Here is a 15,455-nt window from a genome sequence, read left to right on the forward strand (position 1 = left end):
TATACTTTTTTACAAAAATGTGAATTATTTATCTAAATTTTATTGATTTATGCTAAAATTCCCACATAAAATTATATTTGGAGAATGGATTGAAACAAAGAAGTAAAATTTTAAGTTTTGGCATATTTTCTGCCATAGTCGCATCTGTTGTTATATCAACAAATTTAAATGCACAAACACCAAAAAAACCTGAAAAAGAAGAAACAAAGCTTGAAAGCTTAGCTAAATTTACAAGAGTTATTACAACTGTTGAGAGTAGTTATGCTGATGAACTTACTTTTTCAGAGATTATTAACAAAGCAATTTCTGGGCTTATGACAAACTTAGATGCACACTCTGGCTTTTTAGATGAAAAAGCATTTGAAGATACAAAGGTTCAAACTCAAGGAGAGTTTGGAGGACTTGGCATAACAGTTGGCATGAAAGATGGAGCTTTAACTGTAATATCACCTATTGAGGGAACTCCTGCTGATAAAGCTGGTGTAAAATCAAATGATGTTATATTAAGAATTGATGGAAATGCAACTTTGGGAATAACCCTAGAAGAAGCAGTTAGCAAAATGCGTGGAAAACCAAAAACTCCAATAACAATAACAATAGTAAGAAAAGGAGAGCCTCGTCCATTTGATATAAACATAATAAGAGATATTATAAAAGTTGATTCTGTTTATGCAAAAAATATAGAAAATGAAGATATTTTATACTTAAGAGTTACAAATTTTGATCAAAAAGTAACAAAAGAATCAGCTAAATTTATAAAAGAATTTGCTAAAAACAATAAAAATGCAAAAGGTATAATCTTAGATCTTAGAAATAATCCAGGTGGACTTTTAGATCAAGCAATTGGACTTACAAATTTATTTGTTGATAAAGGTGTGATAGTATCTCAAAAAGGAAGAGATGCAAAAGAAAATCTTGAATATAGCGCAAAAAAAGATGAAAAAATTACTGACTTACCTCTTGTTGTTTTGGTAAATAGCGGAAGCGCTAGTGCAAGTGAAATCGTAAGTGGAGCTTTGCAAGATTTAAAAAGAGCAGTTATAATAGGAGAAGAAACTTTTGGTAAAGGAAGTGTTCAAGTTATACTTCCATTAAATGAAAAAGAAGCTCTAAAAATGACAATTGCAAGATATTACCTACCAAGTGGACGAACTATACAAAATAAAGGCGTTACGCCAGATCTTGAGGTATTTTATGGAAAAGTTCCTAATGATGATAAAGCATTTAACATAAAAGAAACTGATCTAAAACAACATCTTGAAAACGAACTTCAAAAAATTGATGATAACAAAACAGAAAATAATAAAACTATAAACTTAGATCATAATAAAACAGATACTAAAGAAAAAGACAAAGAAAAAATAATAACAAAAAAAGATCTTTATGATGATATGCAACTTAAAACTGCTGTTGACACTATAAAGGTTTTAAATCTTACAAAGGATGGAAAATGACAAAAGACAAGCTAATCTATGAAGGAAAAGCTAAAAAGATGTGGAGTGTAAAAGAAGACGATGATCTTTTAATAGCTGAGTTTAAGGACTCTTTAACTGCATTTAATGGTGTTAAAAAAGCTGAAGAAAGTGGAAAAGGTGCATTAAACAATAAAATAAGCACTGAAATTTTTAAACTTTTGGAAAAACATGGCATCAAAACAGATTTAGTTAAAAAAATAGATGACACAAATCAAGTAGTTAAAAAATGTAAAATTATACCTCTTGAGGTTGTTGTTAGAAATATTGCAACAGGAAGTCTTACAAAAAGACTTGGTATAAAAGACGGCACAATTCTTCCTTTTACATTGGTTGAGTTTTGCTATAAAAACGATGAACTAAATGATCCTATTTTAAATGACGATCACTGCTTGCTTTTAGATGCTGTTAAAACAAAAGATGAGCTTGAAGTTTTAAAAGCAGAAGCTAAAAAAATAAATAAAATTTTAAAAGATTTTTTTGATAAAAAAGATTTAAAATTGGTTGATTTTAAAGTTGAGTTTGGAAAAACAAAAGATGGCGAAATTATCCTAGCTGATGAGATAAGCCCAGATAGTTGCAGATTTTGGGATAAAAATACAAACGAAAAACTTGATAAAGATAGATTTAGACAAGATCTTGGCAATGTCAAAGTTGCTTATGAAGAAGTTTTAAGAAGAATTTTAGGGTAAAAGTATGAAAGTAGTTGTAAATATAAAATTAAAAGATTTAGTTTTAGATCCTGCTGGCAAAGCCACGCAGGATGCTCTTTGCTCGCTTGACTTTAATGTTAAAAATGTAAGAATTGGCAAGCAAATTGTTTTTGATCTTGATAAAAAAAATGAAGATGAGGCAAGAAAAGAAGTTACTAAAATGTGTGAAGAACTTCTTGCAAATACAGTTATTGAAGATTATGAGATAGTTTTATGAAAGTAGTAATTATAAAATTTCCAGGAACAAACTGCGATGAAGATACAAAATATGCTTTTGATAAACTCGGCTTTAAGTGTGAGATAATAAACCATAAGCAAGATAAATTTTGTGCTGATTTAGTTGTATTGCCTGGTGGATTTAGTTATGGGGATTACTTAAGAACAGCTGCTATTTCTAAATTTAGTCCAGCTATGAGTGAAGTTTTAAATCATGCAAAAAAAGGTGGTTATATTTTAGGAATTTGCAATGGCTTTCAAATGCTTTTAGAATTAAAACTTCTAGAAGGCGCAATGCTAAAAAATAAAAATTTAAATTTTATTTCTAAATTTCAAAATTTAAAAGTTATTTCAAATAACAATAAATTTCTTTCAAAATGCAGTAAAGATGAGGTTTTAAATATACCAATAGCTCATGGCGAGGGAAATTATTATGCTGATGAAAAAACTATTAAAAGCTTAGAAGAAAATGATCAAATTATTTTAAAATATTGTGATGAGCTTGGAAACATAACAAATGAATCAAACCCAAATGGTTCAGTTTTAAATATAGCAGGAATTTGTGATAAAAATAAAAAAATATTTGGTCTTATGCCACATCCAGAACGTGCTTGTGAGGAAATTTTAGGTGGTAGCGATGGCATTAAAATGCTAAAAGGCTTTCTTTGTTAAGAGTAGCTTTTTTACTCATTTTTACTAGTTTTGTTTTTGCACAAGACATTGATATAGAGTTTTTAAAAAGTGTAAAACCAGTTTCTTCAAATGAACTATTAGAAAAAAACTCAAACCAATCAGCAAAAACAACTGATGAAATTTTAAATAAAGATACTCTTACACTTGATGATTTAAAACAAATTGCTCCAAATGAAGATGGCAATTTAGAGCTTGATGATTCATTAATTTATCAAGAAGTAAGAGTGACTGATTTTTTACTATCAACTAGAAATGTTCCTAAAAGTGTCTATCAAAATCAAATTTTTAGCATAAATTTCAATGCAGATATTCAACAGAACATAAGTTTAGATCTAAATTTGACAGTTGATAAGACTCCAAATTTAGAGTGGCTAAATGAAGGAAAAATAAACTGGGATAAAGATATAAATGGCCTTTACTCAACTAAACTTTGGTTTGAAGCAAAAGAGACAAATGCAAGCTTGAGTAAAATTTCAATCATAGCAAAAAGAAATGGCGAATTTTTTCAAAAAGCAAACATAAGTCCAAAACTTCCTAAAATTCTACCTGTAGAAGAAAAGGATGGTTATGCTCATATCGTAGCCGATGAATTAAAGGTATTAAACTACAAAACGGCAAAATTTGATGAAAATTCAAATATTATGACTATTGAATTATCTTCAAAAAATGCAAATTTAAAAAGTTTTCATATAAATAGTCAAGATATCATAAGACAAGGTATAAATTCCACAAAAGGTGGATATCAAAACCAAAGAGGCTTTTACTTTGTTGTTTTTAAAGATGATAAAAAGAAATTTGATTTTTCATATTTTAATGCCAAAACTAAACAATTTGAAAGTTTTTCTTTAGGTGTTAAACTCGAAGTTGATGATTTGAGCACCCAAACAGAGCTAAATCCACAAAACGATCCATTTTATGCTTACAAAAAAACTGCTCTTTATGCGGGTGTTATATTACTTTTATTTTTATATATTTTTGGTAAAAATACTACTCCACTTATATTTGCTTGTATTTTAATAGCACTTCACATATATAACAAAGATCCTCATAATGTTGGAATTGTAAGCAAAGATGCAAAAGTTAAAATTTTACCTATTGAAAAATCAACTATTTTTTATATACCTGATAGTGATGAAAGTGTTGAAATTTTTGAGCAGAACAAGAATTACTATAAAGTTCTTTTTGAAAATGGAAAAATTGGCTGGGTAAATAGTCAATATTTAATTAAAAAATAATTTTAAATCTTAATACTTAGTAAGTTGATAGTAATAATATCAACTTACTTTATAAAAATATATTATTTCTTGAAATTTTAATCACTTTGTTGTATAATCTGCTAAAAATTTGAAATAAAAAGGAATAATTATGGAACAAAAACATGAATTTCAAACTGAAGTTAGTGAACTTTTACATTTAATGATTCACTCACTTTATTCAAACAAAGAAATTTTTTTAAGAGAGCTTATATCAAATGCAAGTGACGCGCTTGATAAGCTAAATTACCTATGTCTTACAGATGATAAATATAAAGCGCTTTCTTATACTCCAAAAATAAATATTGAGTTTAATAAAGATAAAAAAACTCTAATTATAAGTGATAACGGCATTGGAATGGATAAAGAAGATTTGATTAATAATCTTGGAACAATAGCAAGAAGTGGAACAAAGGGATTTTTATCAAATTTAAGTGGCGATATTAAAAAAGATTCAAACCTAATAGGACAATTTGGAGTTGGATTTTACTCTGCTTTCATGGTTGCCGATAAAATAGAAGTAATGAGTAAAAAAGCTTTAAGTAATGATGCAAATATATGGAAAAGTGATGCTACAAATTTTAGTGTTGAACCAGCAAAAATGGAAAACTTTGGAACAAAAATAACTCTTTATATGAAAAATAATGAATTTTTAGATGAGTATAGACTAGAAAATATTATTAAAAAATATTCAAATCACATTCCTTATCCTATTTTTATGGATAAAAGCGACTATATCCCACCAAAAGATGGAGAAAAAGAGGGTCACACAGAGATAAAAAATATTCAAGTAAATAAAGCAAGTGCATTGTGGCAAATGCCAAAAAGTGCTTTAAAACCAGCTGATTACAATGACTTTTACAAGCAAATCAGTCACGATAGCAAAGACCCACTTTTATATATACATACAAAAGCTGAAGGAAAAATAGAATACTCAACACTTTTTTACATTCCTAGCATTGAGCCTTTTGATTTATACAGAGTTGATTATCAAAGTGGCGTGAAGCTTTATGTAAAAAGGGTTTTTATAACCGATGATGAAAAAAGAGCTTTTGCCATCATATCTTAGATTTGTAAGAGGCATAATTGATGTTGAAGATCTACCACTTAATGTAAGTAGGGAAATTTTACAAGAAAACATTATAATGCAAAGCGTAAAAGAGGCAAGTATTAAGAAAATTCTATCTGAATTAAAAAATTTAAAAGAAAAAGATTTTGAAAAATACTTAAAATTCTACTCTCTTTTTGGAAAAGTTTTTAAAGAGGGACTTTATGGTTTTACACCATATAAAGATGAAATTTTAGACTTAGCGCTATTTAAATCAAATAAAAAAGATGGTTTTATAAGCCTAAAAGAATATAAAGAAAATATGCAAAAAGATCAAAAAGAGATTTATTATATCACTGGAAAAAATGCAAATAATTTGAAAAATTCCCCTCTTCTTGAAAATTTTAATAAAAATAAAATTGAAGTTTTAATCTGCGATGATGAGATAGATGCCATTATTATGCCTATGGTTTACGAGTATGATAAAACTCCTATTAAGCCAGTAACAAGTGCTGAATTTAAAGAAGATCTAAATCAAGATGATTTTAAAGAGCTTACAGAAAAAATAAAAGAGGCCCTAAAAGATGAAGTAAAAGATGTAAGAGTAACTTCAAGGCTTAATAAATCAGCTTCATGTTTGGTTTATGATGAAAATGATCCAGACTTTGCAACACAACAAATTTTAAAACAAATGGGACAGGATAATCTACCAAAAATTCTACCAATTTTAGAAATAAACCCAAACCATGAAATCATAAAAAAATTAAAAGATAATAATATGGTATTAAACGATGTGGCAAAAGTTCTTTTAGGAGTTGCGAAAATTCAAGAAGGAATCACAATAGAAAACACAGATGAGTTTACTAGCATTCTAACTAGTTTTATACAAAAAGCAATTTAAAAAGCAAAAGAGTAGATTTTTCTACTCTTTTATAAATTTATAATCATACTCTTTAGCTAATCTTTCAACGCCACCTTTTAAATTTACTACATCTTTATAGCCATTTTTATCAAGTAGTTTTGCAGCTGCGCTAGATCTTGCTCCACTTTTGCAAATGACAGCTATCTTTTTATTTTTATCAACATTTAAAGCTTCTAGCTCATTTAAAAAATCAGCATTATAACCATTTTGAGTTGTTATAGGAACATTTAAAGCACCAGCTATATGGAAGCTTTTAAACTCTTCTTTTGTTCTTACATCAATAAGTAAAACATCATTTAATGCTTCAGGCGTAGCCAAAATATTTGAAATTTTGCCAAAAAGCACACAACTACTAAAACATAAAATAAAAATTATCTTTTTCAAATTCTATCCTTTTTATAAAGTTGATATATTATACAAAATTATTATAAATAATATTATTGCATTTCTTTTTTATAACAAATATATAAATTTTTTATAATTAATAAAATTTATCTTATAATATAATTTAATTAATGTTTTTTAGATTCGTTTAAAACTTATTGTGATATAATTACTTAAAATCTTTAAATGGAGGAGAAAGAATGAAAACAAGAAAAGAACACGATTTTATCGGTGAGCTAGAGATCTCAAACGATCTTTATTATGGTGTCCAAACTTTTAGAGCTGTTGAAAACTTTAAAATGACTGGCAGACAGATAAAAGATTATCCTTTCTTTGTAAAGGCTTTTGCTCAAATTAAAAAAGCAGCAGCCCTAGCAAACAAAGAGGTTGGTGTTTTATGTCCAGAAAGAGCTGATGCTATTGCAAAAGCTTGCGATAAGATTATCGGTGGTGAGTTCATAGATCAATTTGTTGTAGATATGATCCAAGGTGGTGCAGGAACTTCAACAAATATGAACGCAAACGAAGTTATTACAAACGTTGCACTTGAGATTTTGGGACATAAAAAGGGAGAATATAAATACCTTCATCCAAATGATCACACAAACCTTGGTCAAAGCACAAATGATACTTACCCAAGCTCAATCAAAGTTGCAGCTCATGCAAAACTAGATGATTTACTAAAAGCTATGGAGCTTCTTAAAAAAGAGCTTGATAAAAAAGCTAAAGAGTACAAAGATGTCATCAAAATGGGAAGAACAGAGCTTGAAGATGCTGTCCCTACAACACTTGGCAACACTTTCAACGCTTTTGCAAGCTATATCAAAGCTGACATTGCAAACATTAAAAAAGCAAGAGAGCTAATGAGCTTTTTAAATATGGGAGCAACAGCGATTGGAACAGGAATTAATTGCCACCCAGACTACAAATGTGCAGTTCACAAACATCTTAGCAAAATCACAGGTGCAGAGTTTAAACCAGCTGAAGACTTTATAGCTGCAACTCAAGATACAGCAGACTTTGTTCAAGTTAGCGGATGCCTAAAAACAGCTGCAGTTAGACTAAGCAAAATTGCAAACGACTTAAGACTTATGAACTCAGGCCCAAGATGTGGTTTGGCTGAAATCGAACTACCTAAAATGCAACCAGGAAGCTCAATTATGCCAGGAAAGGTAAATCCTGTTATTGCTGAAGTTGTAGGTGAGGCTTGCTATGAAGTTATAGGAAATGATGTAACTATCATGCTTTGCTCAGAAAGAGGAGAATTTGAGCTTAACGCATTTGAGCCAGGAATTGCTTATGCGCTATTTAACTCACTTGTAATATTAGAGAACGCATATATAACTTTGGCAGAAAAAGCTATCAAACATTTGAAAGCAAAACCTGAAAATTGCCTAAATTTAGTACTTAACTCAGTTGGTATAGTAACTGCATTTAACCCAGTAATTGGTTATGAAAACTCAGCTTCAATCGCAAAAGAAGCACTTGAAACTGGCAAGTCAGTTGGTGATATCGCAATAGAAAGAGGACTTTTAACAAAAGAAGAAGTTAAAAAACTTCTAGATCCAAAGAGCATGTTAAATCCTCATATGTCACACACTGGCAAAGATAAATAATTATATAAATAGTTGGTGTAAGGAAATCTTCCTTACACCTTTTTAAAAGCAAAATTTAAAAGGGGTTTTTATGGACTTCATGCTTATTTTAGAAATAATCGTTTTACTTGGAGCGATTTTTATAGGTGTCAAATTAGGTGGCATCGGCATAGGCTACGCAGGTGGTCTTGGTGTTATAGTATTAACCATTGGACTTGGTTTAAAAATGGGAAGCATTCCTTGGGATGTTATTTTAATTATTGCTTCTGTTATTTCAGCAATAGGTGCAATGCAAGTTGCGGGCGGACTTGATTATTTAGTTCAAATTGCTGAAAAAATTCTTCGTAAGAATCCAAAGCACATAAACTTCTTAGCTCCTGCAGTTACTTATCTTTTAACTATCTTTGCAGGAACAGGTCACACAGCATTCTCAATGATACCAGTTATTGCAGAGGTTGCAAAGGGACAAAACATTAAACCTTCAGTTCCACTATCAATCGCTGTCGTTGCCTCACAAATAGCAATTACAGCAAGCCCTGTATCAGCAGCTGTTATATTTATGGCTGGCGATATGGCACTTGGTGGACTTGGAGTTAGCTATCCTATACTTCTAGCTATTTGGATTCCAACAACATTTGCAGGTTGTATGGTAACAGCATTTATAATGAACCTTTTATGGAAACAAGATTTAAGTTCTGATCCTGTTTACCAAGATAGACTTGCAAAAGGTTTGGTTGCGGCTCCACAAAAAGAAGGTAGTTACAAAGAACTCCCAAAAGGAGCAAAAACTTCTGTTGTGATTTTCTTAATTGGAATTATTTTAGTCGTTTTATATGCTTCAGCTATAAGCCCTCAATTTAAGCTAATAGAAAATGTTAAACTTCCAAGAGATGGTGCGATAATGAGCATTATGCTAACAATTGGTGCATTAATAGTTATGATTTGTAAAATTGATGTTGATAAAGTTCCACTACAAAGCACATTTAGAAGTGGTATGACAGCGTGCATATGCGTTTTAGGTGTTGCTTGGCTTGGAGATACATTTGTATCAAATCACACTGAAGAGATTAAGGGCTTGGCAGGAAACTTGGTAAAGCAATATCCTGTTTTATTATCAGTTGCTCTATTTTTTGCTAGTATGCTTCTTTACTCACAAGCTGCAACTGCAAAAGCATTGATTCCTACAGTTATAGCTGCTCTTGGATTAAGTGCAACAAATAATGGAGATGTTTATATCCTAGTTGCTTCATTTGCTGCTGTTTCAGCACTATTTGTTCTACCAACCTACCCTACACTTCTAGGTGCAGTTCAAATGGACGATACAGGAACAACAAGAATTGGAAAATATGTATTTAACCACGCATTCTTCTTACCTGGTGTTTTGGCAATTGCCTTCTCAGTAGGCTTTGGCTTTATTTTAGCACCAATTCTACTTTAAGATAATTAGTTGGGAATTCTCCCAACTAATTTTTATATAACTTAATTTTACTTGCAACTCTTATTACCACATTGAGATTGTTTTTTTGATGCTTGATATGTTTTACTAGTTACTAATTTTTTTACAATTTGTAAAACTTACTTTTGCGTATTTGGCTCTATATCATAACATTTTAAAACATAAATTTTTTAGTTATAAAATACCTATATTTCACTACTAAATTATATATTTTTCACACTATCAATTATAAAAAGCTTTAAATTATTTGAAATCTTTTTCCAAATTTAGATAATGAAAATTTCTAAATGGTATGTACTTGCTTTTATCAACAAGTTTTAACTTAAAACTCTTTTTTTAGAGTTTTAAGTTAAATTAAATTTAGTATATATTTTTTTTAAGAATTTGCAAATTTAATTATCTCTTTTGCAAGCTCTTCAGTAGCATCTACAAATTTAAATTCTTTTGGTACAAATGGTAAAAATAATGGTATCTCAGTACAAGCAGCTATAAATATATCAGCATCAATCTTAGACATAGTTTCAATAAAAAAGTCTTTTTTTTCTTCTATTTTTCCAGCTTTTACACCCTCATAAATACACTTCATAATGTCATTTTCTATCTCTTTACTAAACTCAACACTTTCAAAACCATATTTTTCTAAATTTTTATCATAAATTTTACTTTTTCTTGTAGTTATTGTTCCTACAACAGCTACTTTTTTAGCATTTTTGTAGTTTTTGCTTATATTTTCAACAGTTATTTTTGGCATATCTAAAAATTTCATTTTTGTTTCAGCTATAAGTCTTGGTGCAAAATAATGAGCTGTATTACACGCCATGCAAAATGCATCGCAACCTGAGTTTTCAAGTCTTTTAACACTATCAAGCAAATAAGGAAATGGATCTTTTCCATCTCCATAAATGTAACTTGTTCTATCAGGAATTTTTGCATTATTATCGATTGTTAATAAAATATGATCTTGGTCGCATTTTGCAGGAGTTAATTTTACTATTTTCATATAAAGATCTGCACTTGCCATGGATCCCATTCCACCAATTATCCCAACTCTTTTCATAAATTTTTTCCTTTTAATTTTTGTAAGCTGAAATTATACTATCAAAATACTTAAAAATATAAAAAACTAACTAAATTTATAAATTTAACTTTAAAAATAAAATCTAACTTAATCAAATTAAAATCTATTTTTTGAACTCTTTTAAAAGATCAGCTACTAAAAAAGCAAGCTCTAAAGCTTGATTTGCATTTAGTCTTGGATCACACTGAGTTTCATATCTTTTAGCTAAAGTTTCTTCTTTTACATTAAAAAATCCACCAGTACATTCAGTTACATCATCACCGCTCATTTCAAGATGAATTCCACCAGGATATGTCCCTTCACTTTTATGAATTTCAAAAAAGCTTTTTACCTCTTTTAGTATTTTATCAAAAGCTCTTGTTTTGTAATTATTTGTTGTTTTAAAAGTATTTCCATGCATTGGATCACTACTCCAAAGCACTATTTTACCCTCACTTTTAACAGCTTTTAAAAGTTTTGGTAAATTACTATCTATTTTATCAGCACCCATTCTAACAATTAAATTTAATCTTCCTGCTTCATTTTCTGGATTAAGTTTTTCACAAAGTCCTAAAACCTCATCTGGTGTTGCAGTAGGTCCAACTTTTACACCAACTGGATTTTTAACTCCGCTTAAAAAATTTACATGGGCTTCATTAAGTCCTCTAGTTCTCTCACCTATCCAAAGCATGTGAGCTGAACAATCATACCAATCACCACTTGTACTATCTATCCTAGTTAATGCCTCTTCATAAGGCAAAAGCAAGGCTTCATGAGAAGTATAAAACCTAGTCTCATTTATGGCTTGAGCTTCTGGGTCTATACCACAAGCTTCCATAAAATCTAGTGCTCTTGTGATTTCACTTACCAAATTTGAAAATTTAGTCTCAATTTCAGCTGCTTTTGCAAAACCCAAATTCCATTTATTAATTTCATGTAAATTTGCTAGTCCACCTCTAGCAAAAGCTCTAAGCAAGTTTAATGTTGTAGCGCTTTGATAATATGCTTGAATAAGCTTTTCTGGCTTTGGTTCCCTTGCTTCTTTAGTAAATTCTAAATCATTTACAATATCACCTCTATAGCTTGGAAGTTTTACTCCATTAATCTCTTCAAAATCACTGCTTCTTGGTTTTGCAAACTGTCCTGCTATACGCCCTACTTTGACAATTGGAAAACTCCCTGCAAATGTTAATACAGCTGACATTTGTAAAATTACCTTAAACATATTTTTTATATTATCAGCTCTATAGTTTGCAAAACTCTCAGCACAATCTCCACCTTGAAGCAAAAAGCTTTTTCCTAAACTAGCACTTGCAAGTTCTTTTTTAAGACTTCTTACCTCTCCTGCAAAAACAAGTGGAGGAAGTGTTGATAGGCGAATTTCGGTTTTTTTAAGTTCATCTAAATCACTATAAATAGGCTGTTGTTTAATAGGCAAACTCCGCCAAGCATCTTTATTCCATTTCATGTTTTTCCTCACTTAAAATTTATAAATTCATTCATTTTACCTTAAAAACCTAAATTCAAAGTTGATTTTAAAGAAAAAATTATAAAATAATGATAAATTTTATAATTTTATTTCGGAGAGTTAATGAAAACAGAGACTAATATAGGCTTTATTGCAGGAATTTCTACATTTGTTATGTGGGGTCTTTTTCCTTTATATTTTAAGCTTTTACGAAATGTAAGTGCAGTAGAAATTTTAGCCCATAGAATATTTTGGTCTTTTGTATTTGTATTTTTTTTTATACTTTTTTCAAAAAAAATTAGCAGCTTAAAAAGATATATATTAAATAAAAAAGTGGTTTTAACACTTACAATTAGTGGAATTTTTGTTAGTCTTAACTGGGGAATTTACATATATGCAGTAAATTCTAATCAAATTCTAGAAGCAAGCTTAGGGTATTTTATAAATCCTTTAATGTATATAATTTTAGGTATGATTTTCTTTAAAGAAATTCCTTCAAATTTGGGAAAAATAGCAATTTTTGTAGTATTTTTAGCTATTTTAATACAAGTAATATCTCTTGGAAAACTTCCTTTTATTTCACTTATTTTACCAACATTATTTGCCTTATATGGATTAATCAAAAAAAAATTAAATGTTGGCTCACTTGAAGGACTTTTTATAGAGACATTTTTACTTTCAATTTTAGCATTTTGCTATATTTTAATAATACAAAATAATGCAACTGGACACTTTGATTTTGGCAAAACTGGGTTTCTTTTAGCACTTTCAGGTTGTGTGACAGTTTTACCACTTATAACATTTAATATTGCCGCAGTAAGATTAAAATTTTCAACTATAGGTTTTTTGCAATATATTTCGCCAACAATGACAACAATGCTTGCTATTTTTTTATATAAAGAAGATTTTAGTATCTATAAGCTAATAAGCTTTGCTTTAATTTGGTTAAGTATTGCCCTAATTACAATAGATAGCTATAAAAACAATAAAACATTGGAAGAAAAGTGAAAAATTTAGGTCTTATTTTAGGAATTGCTTCGTTTTTTATGTGGGGAGCTTTTCCTGTTTATTTTAAGTATTTATCACACATTTCAGCATTTGAAATTTTAGCAAATAGAATACTTTGGTCTTTTATATTTGTCTTTTTTGTCCTTTTGTTTTGTAAAAAACTAAGAAGCTTAAAAAGATATCTACTTGATAAAAAGCTATTTTTAAAATTAAGTGTTTGTGGTATTTTAATAAGCCTAAATTGGGGAATTTATGTTTATGCAATAACTATAAATAGGGTTTTAGATGCAAGCTTAGGACAATTTATAAATCCTTTAATGTATATGTTCTTAGGAATTGTATTTTTTAAAGAAACACCATCGAAACTAGAATTTACAGCTATATTTTTAGGGTTTTTAGCCATAATGATACAAGTAATTGAGCTTGGAAGTTTTCCATATATTGCTTGCTTTTTATCGCTTAGCTTTACAATTTATGGACTTTTAAAGAAAAAAATGAATATCCCATCACTAGAAGGACTTTTTATAGAAACATTTGTTGTTGCAATAATTTCTTTTTTCTATATAAGCCTAACTCCTTCAAATTTAAATTTTGATTTAACCGGACTTTTGCTTTTAGGATGTGGCATAGTAACACTAGTTCCTATGATCACATTTAACTATGCAACCCTTCTTTTAAAGCTTTCAACTATTGGATTTTTACAATACATTACGCCAATTTGTACTGTAATTTTTGGTGTAGTTTTATTTAACGAACACTTTAGTATTTATAAATTTATAAGTTTTGGACTTATTTGGATTGCACTAATAATGATAACCTATGATGGATATAAAAGGAGAAAAAATGTTTAATGTTGAGCTTATGCTTGTAGTTGCGTTAGTGGTTGGTTTTATAATATATAAAGAAATTTCAAAAGTAACTTCAAATATAGATATTTCCGAACAAAATCCTGATATGAGTAAATATTCTAAATTTTGCGATTTTATAGATGATGAAATAACCTCGGTTAAAAACTCACTTACGCTTGAAAATATAAAATTAAAAGATGAAGATTTAAAAGATGAATTTCTAGATAAAGTCAGCACTCTTAGTAAGGAACTTGTTTTTTTACAAAATATGAGTTCAAGCAACAAAAATGCAAATGATTGGGAAAAAAGACTATTTGATTTTTTAAATAAATTTGAGAATTTAAATGATGAGTATTTACAAAATTCACAAAGCTTAAATGATAAAATAAGAGAAAGACTGGCTGATAAATTTAGGAATTTGTAAAATTTAAATTAAGATAAATTTGTATATTTAAAATTTAGCTGATTATTACTATTTGCATTTTTTTTAGTTTCATTGTCATCATAGTCTGGATGAACTACTATTGTATCTAAATGAATAACTTCATTTTTCATTGTCTAATCCTTTAAATTTTAGTTTTATTCTTTTAAGTGTCATTTTTATAATTCTTGTTATTCCTATTATAAACGAACTAACAAAGAAAAAAATACAAAAATAAAATATTCCGACTTTAAAAAATAGTCCGAATTTATTATTTATTGCGTTTAGATTTGGCTCCCCGCGAAGCTGAGTATCAAAGATATTTCCAACAGAAACTCTATCAATAATAAGTTTTGCAAATAAAAAAGCAACTATAGTAGCCAATATCATTCCTAATAAATTATCACTTTTTTCTATTTCTGAGCAATATGGCATTTTGTAATCATTATAGCAATGCAATAATATAAAAAATATAACTATAATCATCATATTTGATGCCCATAAAGTGCCTGATTGTGGAAAATTAGTAACCCTTATAGAAATTTGATAAACCATAGGAAAAGTTTCTTTCATAAACTCGGTATACGGAACTAAAAAAGGAAGTTTATCTAAAATATCATTTGGTAAGATGAATATGTGTGCTGCCAAAATTACAAATATAGCAGTGATTATATTGTCAATTTTACCTCTTTTTTTTACATTTTCATCGTTTTTCAAATTTATTTCCTTTTTCTGTTTTATTTTTTTGATATAAAATTTACAACTCCCATATACAAAACATTTTACATCTTTTAATCTTAAATTATATTTTAGTTACATTTAAAAATATTTTATAGTTATTATATTAGACAAATTTGAAAGTATAGTATTAAAAGTATGATTTTTTATGCTTGGGTTTTCT

15 protein-coding genes and 1 pseudogene are annotated in these 15,455 nt (G+C 28.9%); 11 read left to right on the plus strand and 5 right to left on the minus strand.

Annotated features, from left to right (window positions below; all coding sequences use genetic code 11):
- Positions 1-89: 89 nt before the first annotated feature.
- The 6 genes and pseudogenes from HMPREF9309_RS06425 (at position 90) to htpG (ending at position 6,296) form a co-directional block, all read left to right on the plus strand.
- Positions 90-1,454, plus strand: a complete 1,365-nt coding sequence (locus HMPREF9309_RS06425) for a S41 family peptidase (RefSeq protein WP_016647115.1) — start codon at positions 90-92, stop codon at positions 1,452-1,454.
- Positions 1,451-2,164 (plus strand): phosphoribosylaminoimidazolesuccinocarboxamide synthase, encoded by a 714-nt coding sequence (purC, locus tag HMPREF9309_RS06430; RefSeq protein ID WP_016647116.1) that lies wholly within the window; start codon positions 1,451-1,453, stop codon positions 2,162-2,164. The genes HMPREF9309_RS06425 and purC overlap by 4 nt, the downstream gene beginning before the upstream one ends.
- Before the next feature lie 4 nt (positions 2,165-2,168).
- Positions 2,169-2,402, plus strand: a complete 234-nt coding sequence (gene purS / locus HMPREF9309_RS06435) for a phosphoribosylformylglycinamidine synthase subunit PurS (RefSeq protein ID WP_016647117.1) — start codon at positions 2,169-2,171, stop codon at positions 2,400-2,402.
- The gene (gene purQ, locus HMPREF9309_RS06440; protein ID WP_016647118.1) at positions 2,399-3,073 is read left to right on the plus strand and encodes a phosphoribosylformylglycinamidine synthase I; all 675 of its coding nucleotides are present in this window, start codon (positions 2,399-2,401) and stop codon (positions 3,071-3,073) included. Before purS ends, purQ begins: the two co-directional genes overlap by 4 nt.
- Positions 3,067-4,329: an SH3 domain-containing protein gene (locus HMPREF9309_RS06445; RefSeq protein WP_016647119.1), complete on the plus strand. Its 1,263-nt coding sequence runs from the start codon at positions 3,067-3,069 to the stop codon at positions 4,327-4,329. The genes purQ and HMPREF9309_RS06445 overlap by 7 nt, the downstream gene beginning before the upstream one ends.
- Before the next feature lie 130 nt (positions 4,330-4,459).
- A pseudogene (gene htpG, locus HMPREF9309_RS06450) lies at positions 4,460-6,296 on the plus strand (molecular chaperone HtpG).
- A gap of 21 nt (positions 6,297-6,317) precedes the next feature.
- Here the strand turns inward: htpG and HMPREF9309_RS06455 are convergent.
- A complete protein-coding gene (locus tag HMPREF9309_RS06455; RefSeq protein ID WP_016647122.1) occupies positions 6,318-6,701 on the minus strand; it encodes a rhodanese-like domain-containing protein in 384 nt (127 codons plus the stop codon).
- Positions 6,702-6,901: 200 nt separating this feature from the next.
- Here HMPREF9309_RS06455 and HMPREF9309_RS06460 point away from each other — a divergent pair, with 200 nt between their 5' ends.
- Positions 6,902-8,317 (plus strand): aspartate ammonia-lyase, encoded by a 1,416-nt coding sequence (locus HMPREF9309_RS06460; protein ID WP_016647123.1) that lies wholly within the window; start codon positions 6,902-6,904, stop codon positions 8,315-8,317.
- Between the two features lie 70 nt (positions 8,318-8,387).
- Complete coding sequence (locus tag HMPREF9309_RS06465) at positions 8,388-9,734, plus strand: anaerobic C4-dicarboxylate transporter (RefSeq protein ID WP_016647124.1); 1,347 nt, start codon at positions 8,388-8,390, stop codon at positions 9,732-9,734.
- A gap of 394 nt (positions 9,735-10,128) precedes the next feature.
- On the opposite strand, the gene cuyB is transcribed toward HMPREF9309_RS06465, so the two are convergent.
- On the minus strand, positions 10,129-10,809 hold the full coding sequence (gene cuyB, locus HMPREF9309_RS06470; RefSeq protein ID WP_016647125.1) for a cysteate racemase: 681 nt from the start codon (positions 10,807-10,809) through the stop codon (positions 10,129-10,131).
- Between the two features lie 124 nt (positions 10,810-10,933).
- Positions 10,934-12,277 carry a class II 3-deoxy-7-phosphoheptulonate synthase gene (locus HMPREF9309_RS06475; RefSeq protein ID WP_016647126.1) on the minus strand — a complete coding sequence of 448 codons (1,344 nt, stop codon included), beginning with the start codon at positions 12,275-12,277 and terminating at the stop codon, positions 10,934-10,936.
- 123 nt (positions 12,278-12,400) lie between these two features.
- Between HMPREF9309_RS06475 and rarD (HMPREF9309_RS06480) the strand changes: the two genes are divergently transcribed.
- Genes rarD (HMPREF9309_RS06480) through HMPREF9309_RS06490 form a run of 3 tightly spaced genes read left to right on the plus strand, consistent with a single transcriptional unit; the run spans position 12,401 to position 14,557 of the window.
- Positions 12,401-13,285, plus strand: a complete 885-nt coding sequence (gene rarD / locus HMPREF9309_RS06480) for an EamA family transporter RarD (RefSeq protein ID WP_016647127.1) — start codon at positions 12,401-12,403, stop codon at positions 13,283-13,285.
- Complete coding sequence (gene rarD / locus HMPREF9309_RS06485) at positions 13,282-14,136, plus strand: EamA family transporter RarD (RefSeq protein WP_016647128.1); 855 nt, start codon at positions 13,282-13,284, stop codon at positions 14,134-14,136. Before rarD (HMPREF9309_RS06480) ends, rarD (HMPREF9309_RS06485) begins: the two co-directional genes overlap by 4 nt.
- On the plus strand, positions 14,129-14,557 hold the full coding sequence (locus HMPREF9309_RS06490) for a hypothetical protein (protein WP_016647129.1): 429 nt from the start codon (positions 14,129-14,131) through the stop codon (positions 14,555-14,557). The genes rarD (HMPREF9309_RS06485) and HMPREF9309_RS06490 overlap by 8 nt, the downstream gene beginning before the upstream one ends.
- Positions 14,558-14,565: 8 nt before the next feature.
- Here the strand turns inward: HMPREF9309_RS06490 and HMPREF9309_RS09220 are convergent, their stop codons facing one another.
- Both HMPREF9309_RS09220 and HMPREF9309_RS06495 read right to left on the minus strand, forming a co-directional pair.
- Entirely contained in the window at positions 14,566-14,688 is a 123-nt protein-coding gene (locus HMPREF9309_RS09220; protein ID WP_016647130.1) for a hypothetical protein, read from the minus strand.
- On the minus strand, positions 14,678-15,271 hold the full coding sequence (locus HMPREF9309_RS06495) for a hypothetical protein (protein ID WP_016647131.1): 594 nt from the start codon (positions 15,269-15,271) through the stop codon (positions 14,678-14,680). Before HMPREF9309_RS06495 ends, HMPREF9309_RS09220 begins: the two co-directional genes overlap by 11 nt.
- Positions 15,272-15,455 lie beyond the last annotated feature (184 nt).

It is taken from the genome of Campylobacter ureolyticus ACS-301-V-Sch3b (genome assembly GCF_000413435.1).
GTDB lineage: Bacteria > Campylobacterota > Campylobacteria > Campylobacterales > Campylobacteraceae > Campylobacter_B > Campylobacter_B ureolyticus_A.

Coding starts and splice junctions, on each gene's coding strand:
- purC (WP_016647116.1), top strand. CDS start 1,451: ATGACAAAAGACAAGCTAATCTATGAAGGAAAAGCTAAAAAGATGTGG.
- purS (WP_016647117.1), top strand. CDS start 2,169: ATGAAAGTAGTTGTAAATATAAAATTAAAAGATTTAGTTTTAGATCCT.
- purQ (WP_016647118.1), top strand. CDS start 2,399: ATGAAAGTAGTAATTATAAAATTTCCAGGAACAAACTGCGATGAAGAT.
- HMPREF9309_RS06460 (WP_016647123.1), top strand. CDS start 6,902: ATGAAAACAAGAAAAGAACACGATTTTATCGGTGAGCTAGAGATCTCA.
- HMPREF9309_RS06465 (WP_016647124.1), top strand. CDS start 8,388: ATGGACTTCATGCTTATTTTAGAAATAATCGTTTTACTTGGAGCGATT.
- cuyB (WP_016647125.1), bottom strand. CDS start 10,809: ATGAAAAGAGTTGGGATAATTGGTGGAATGGGATCCATGGCAAGTGCA.
- HMPREF9309_RS06475 (WP_016647126.1), bottom strand. CDS start 12,277: ATGAAATGGAATAAAGATGCTTGGCGGAGTTTGCCTATTAAACAACAG.
- rarD (WP_016647127.1), top strand. CDS start 12,401: ATGAAAACAGAGACTAATATAGGCTTTATTGCAGGAATTTCTACATTT.
- HMPREF9309_RS06490 (WP_016647129.1), top strand. CDS start 14,129: ATGTTTAATGTTGAGCTTATGCTTGTAGTTGCGTTAGTGGTTGGTTTT.
- HMPREF9309_RS09220 (WP_016647130.1), bottom strand. CDS start 14,688: ATGAAAAATGAAGTTATTCATTTAGATACAATAGTAGTTCATCCAGAC.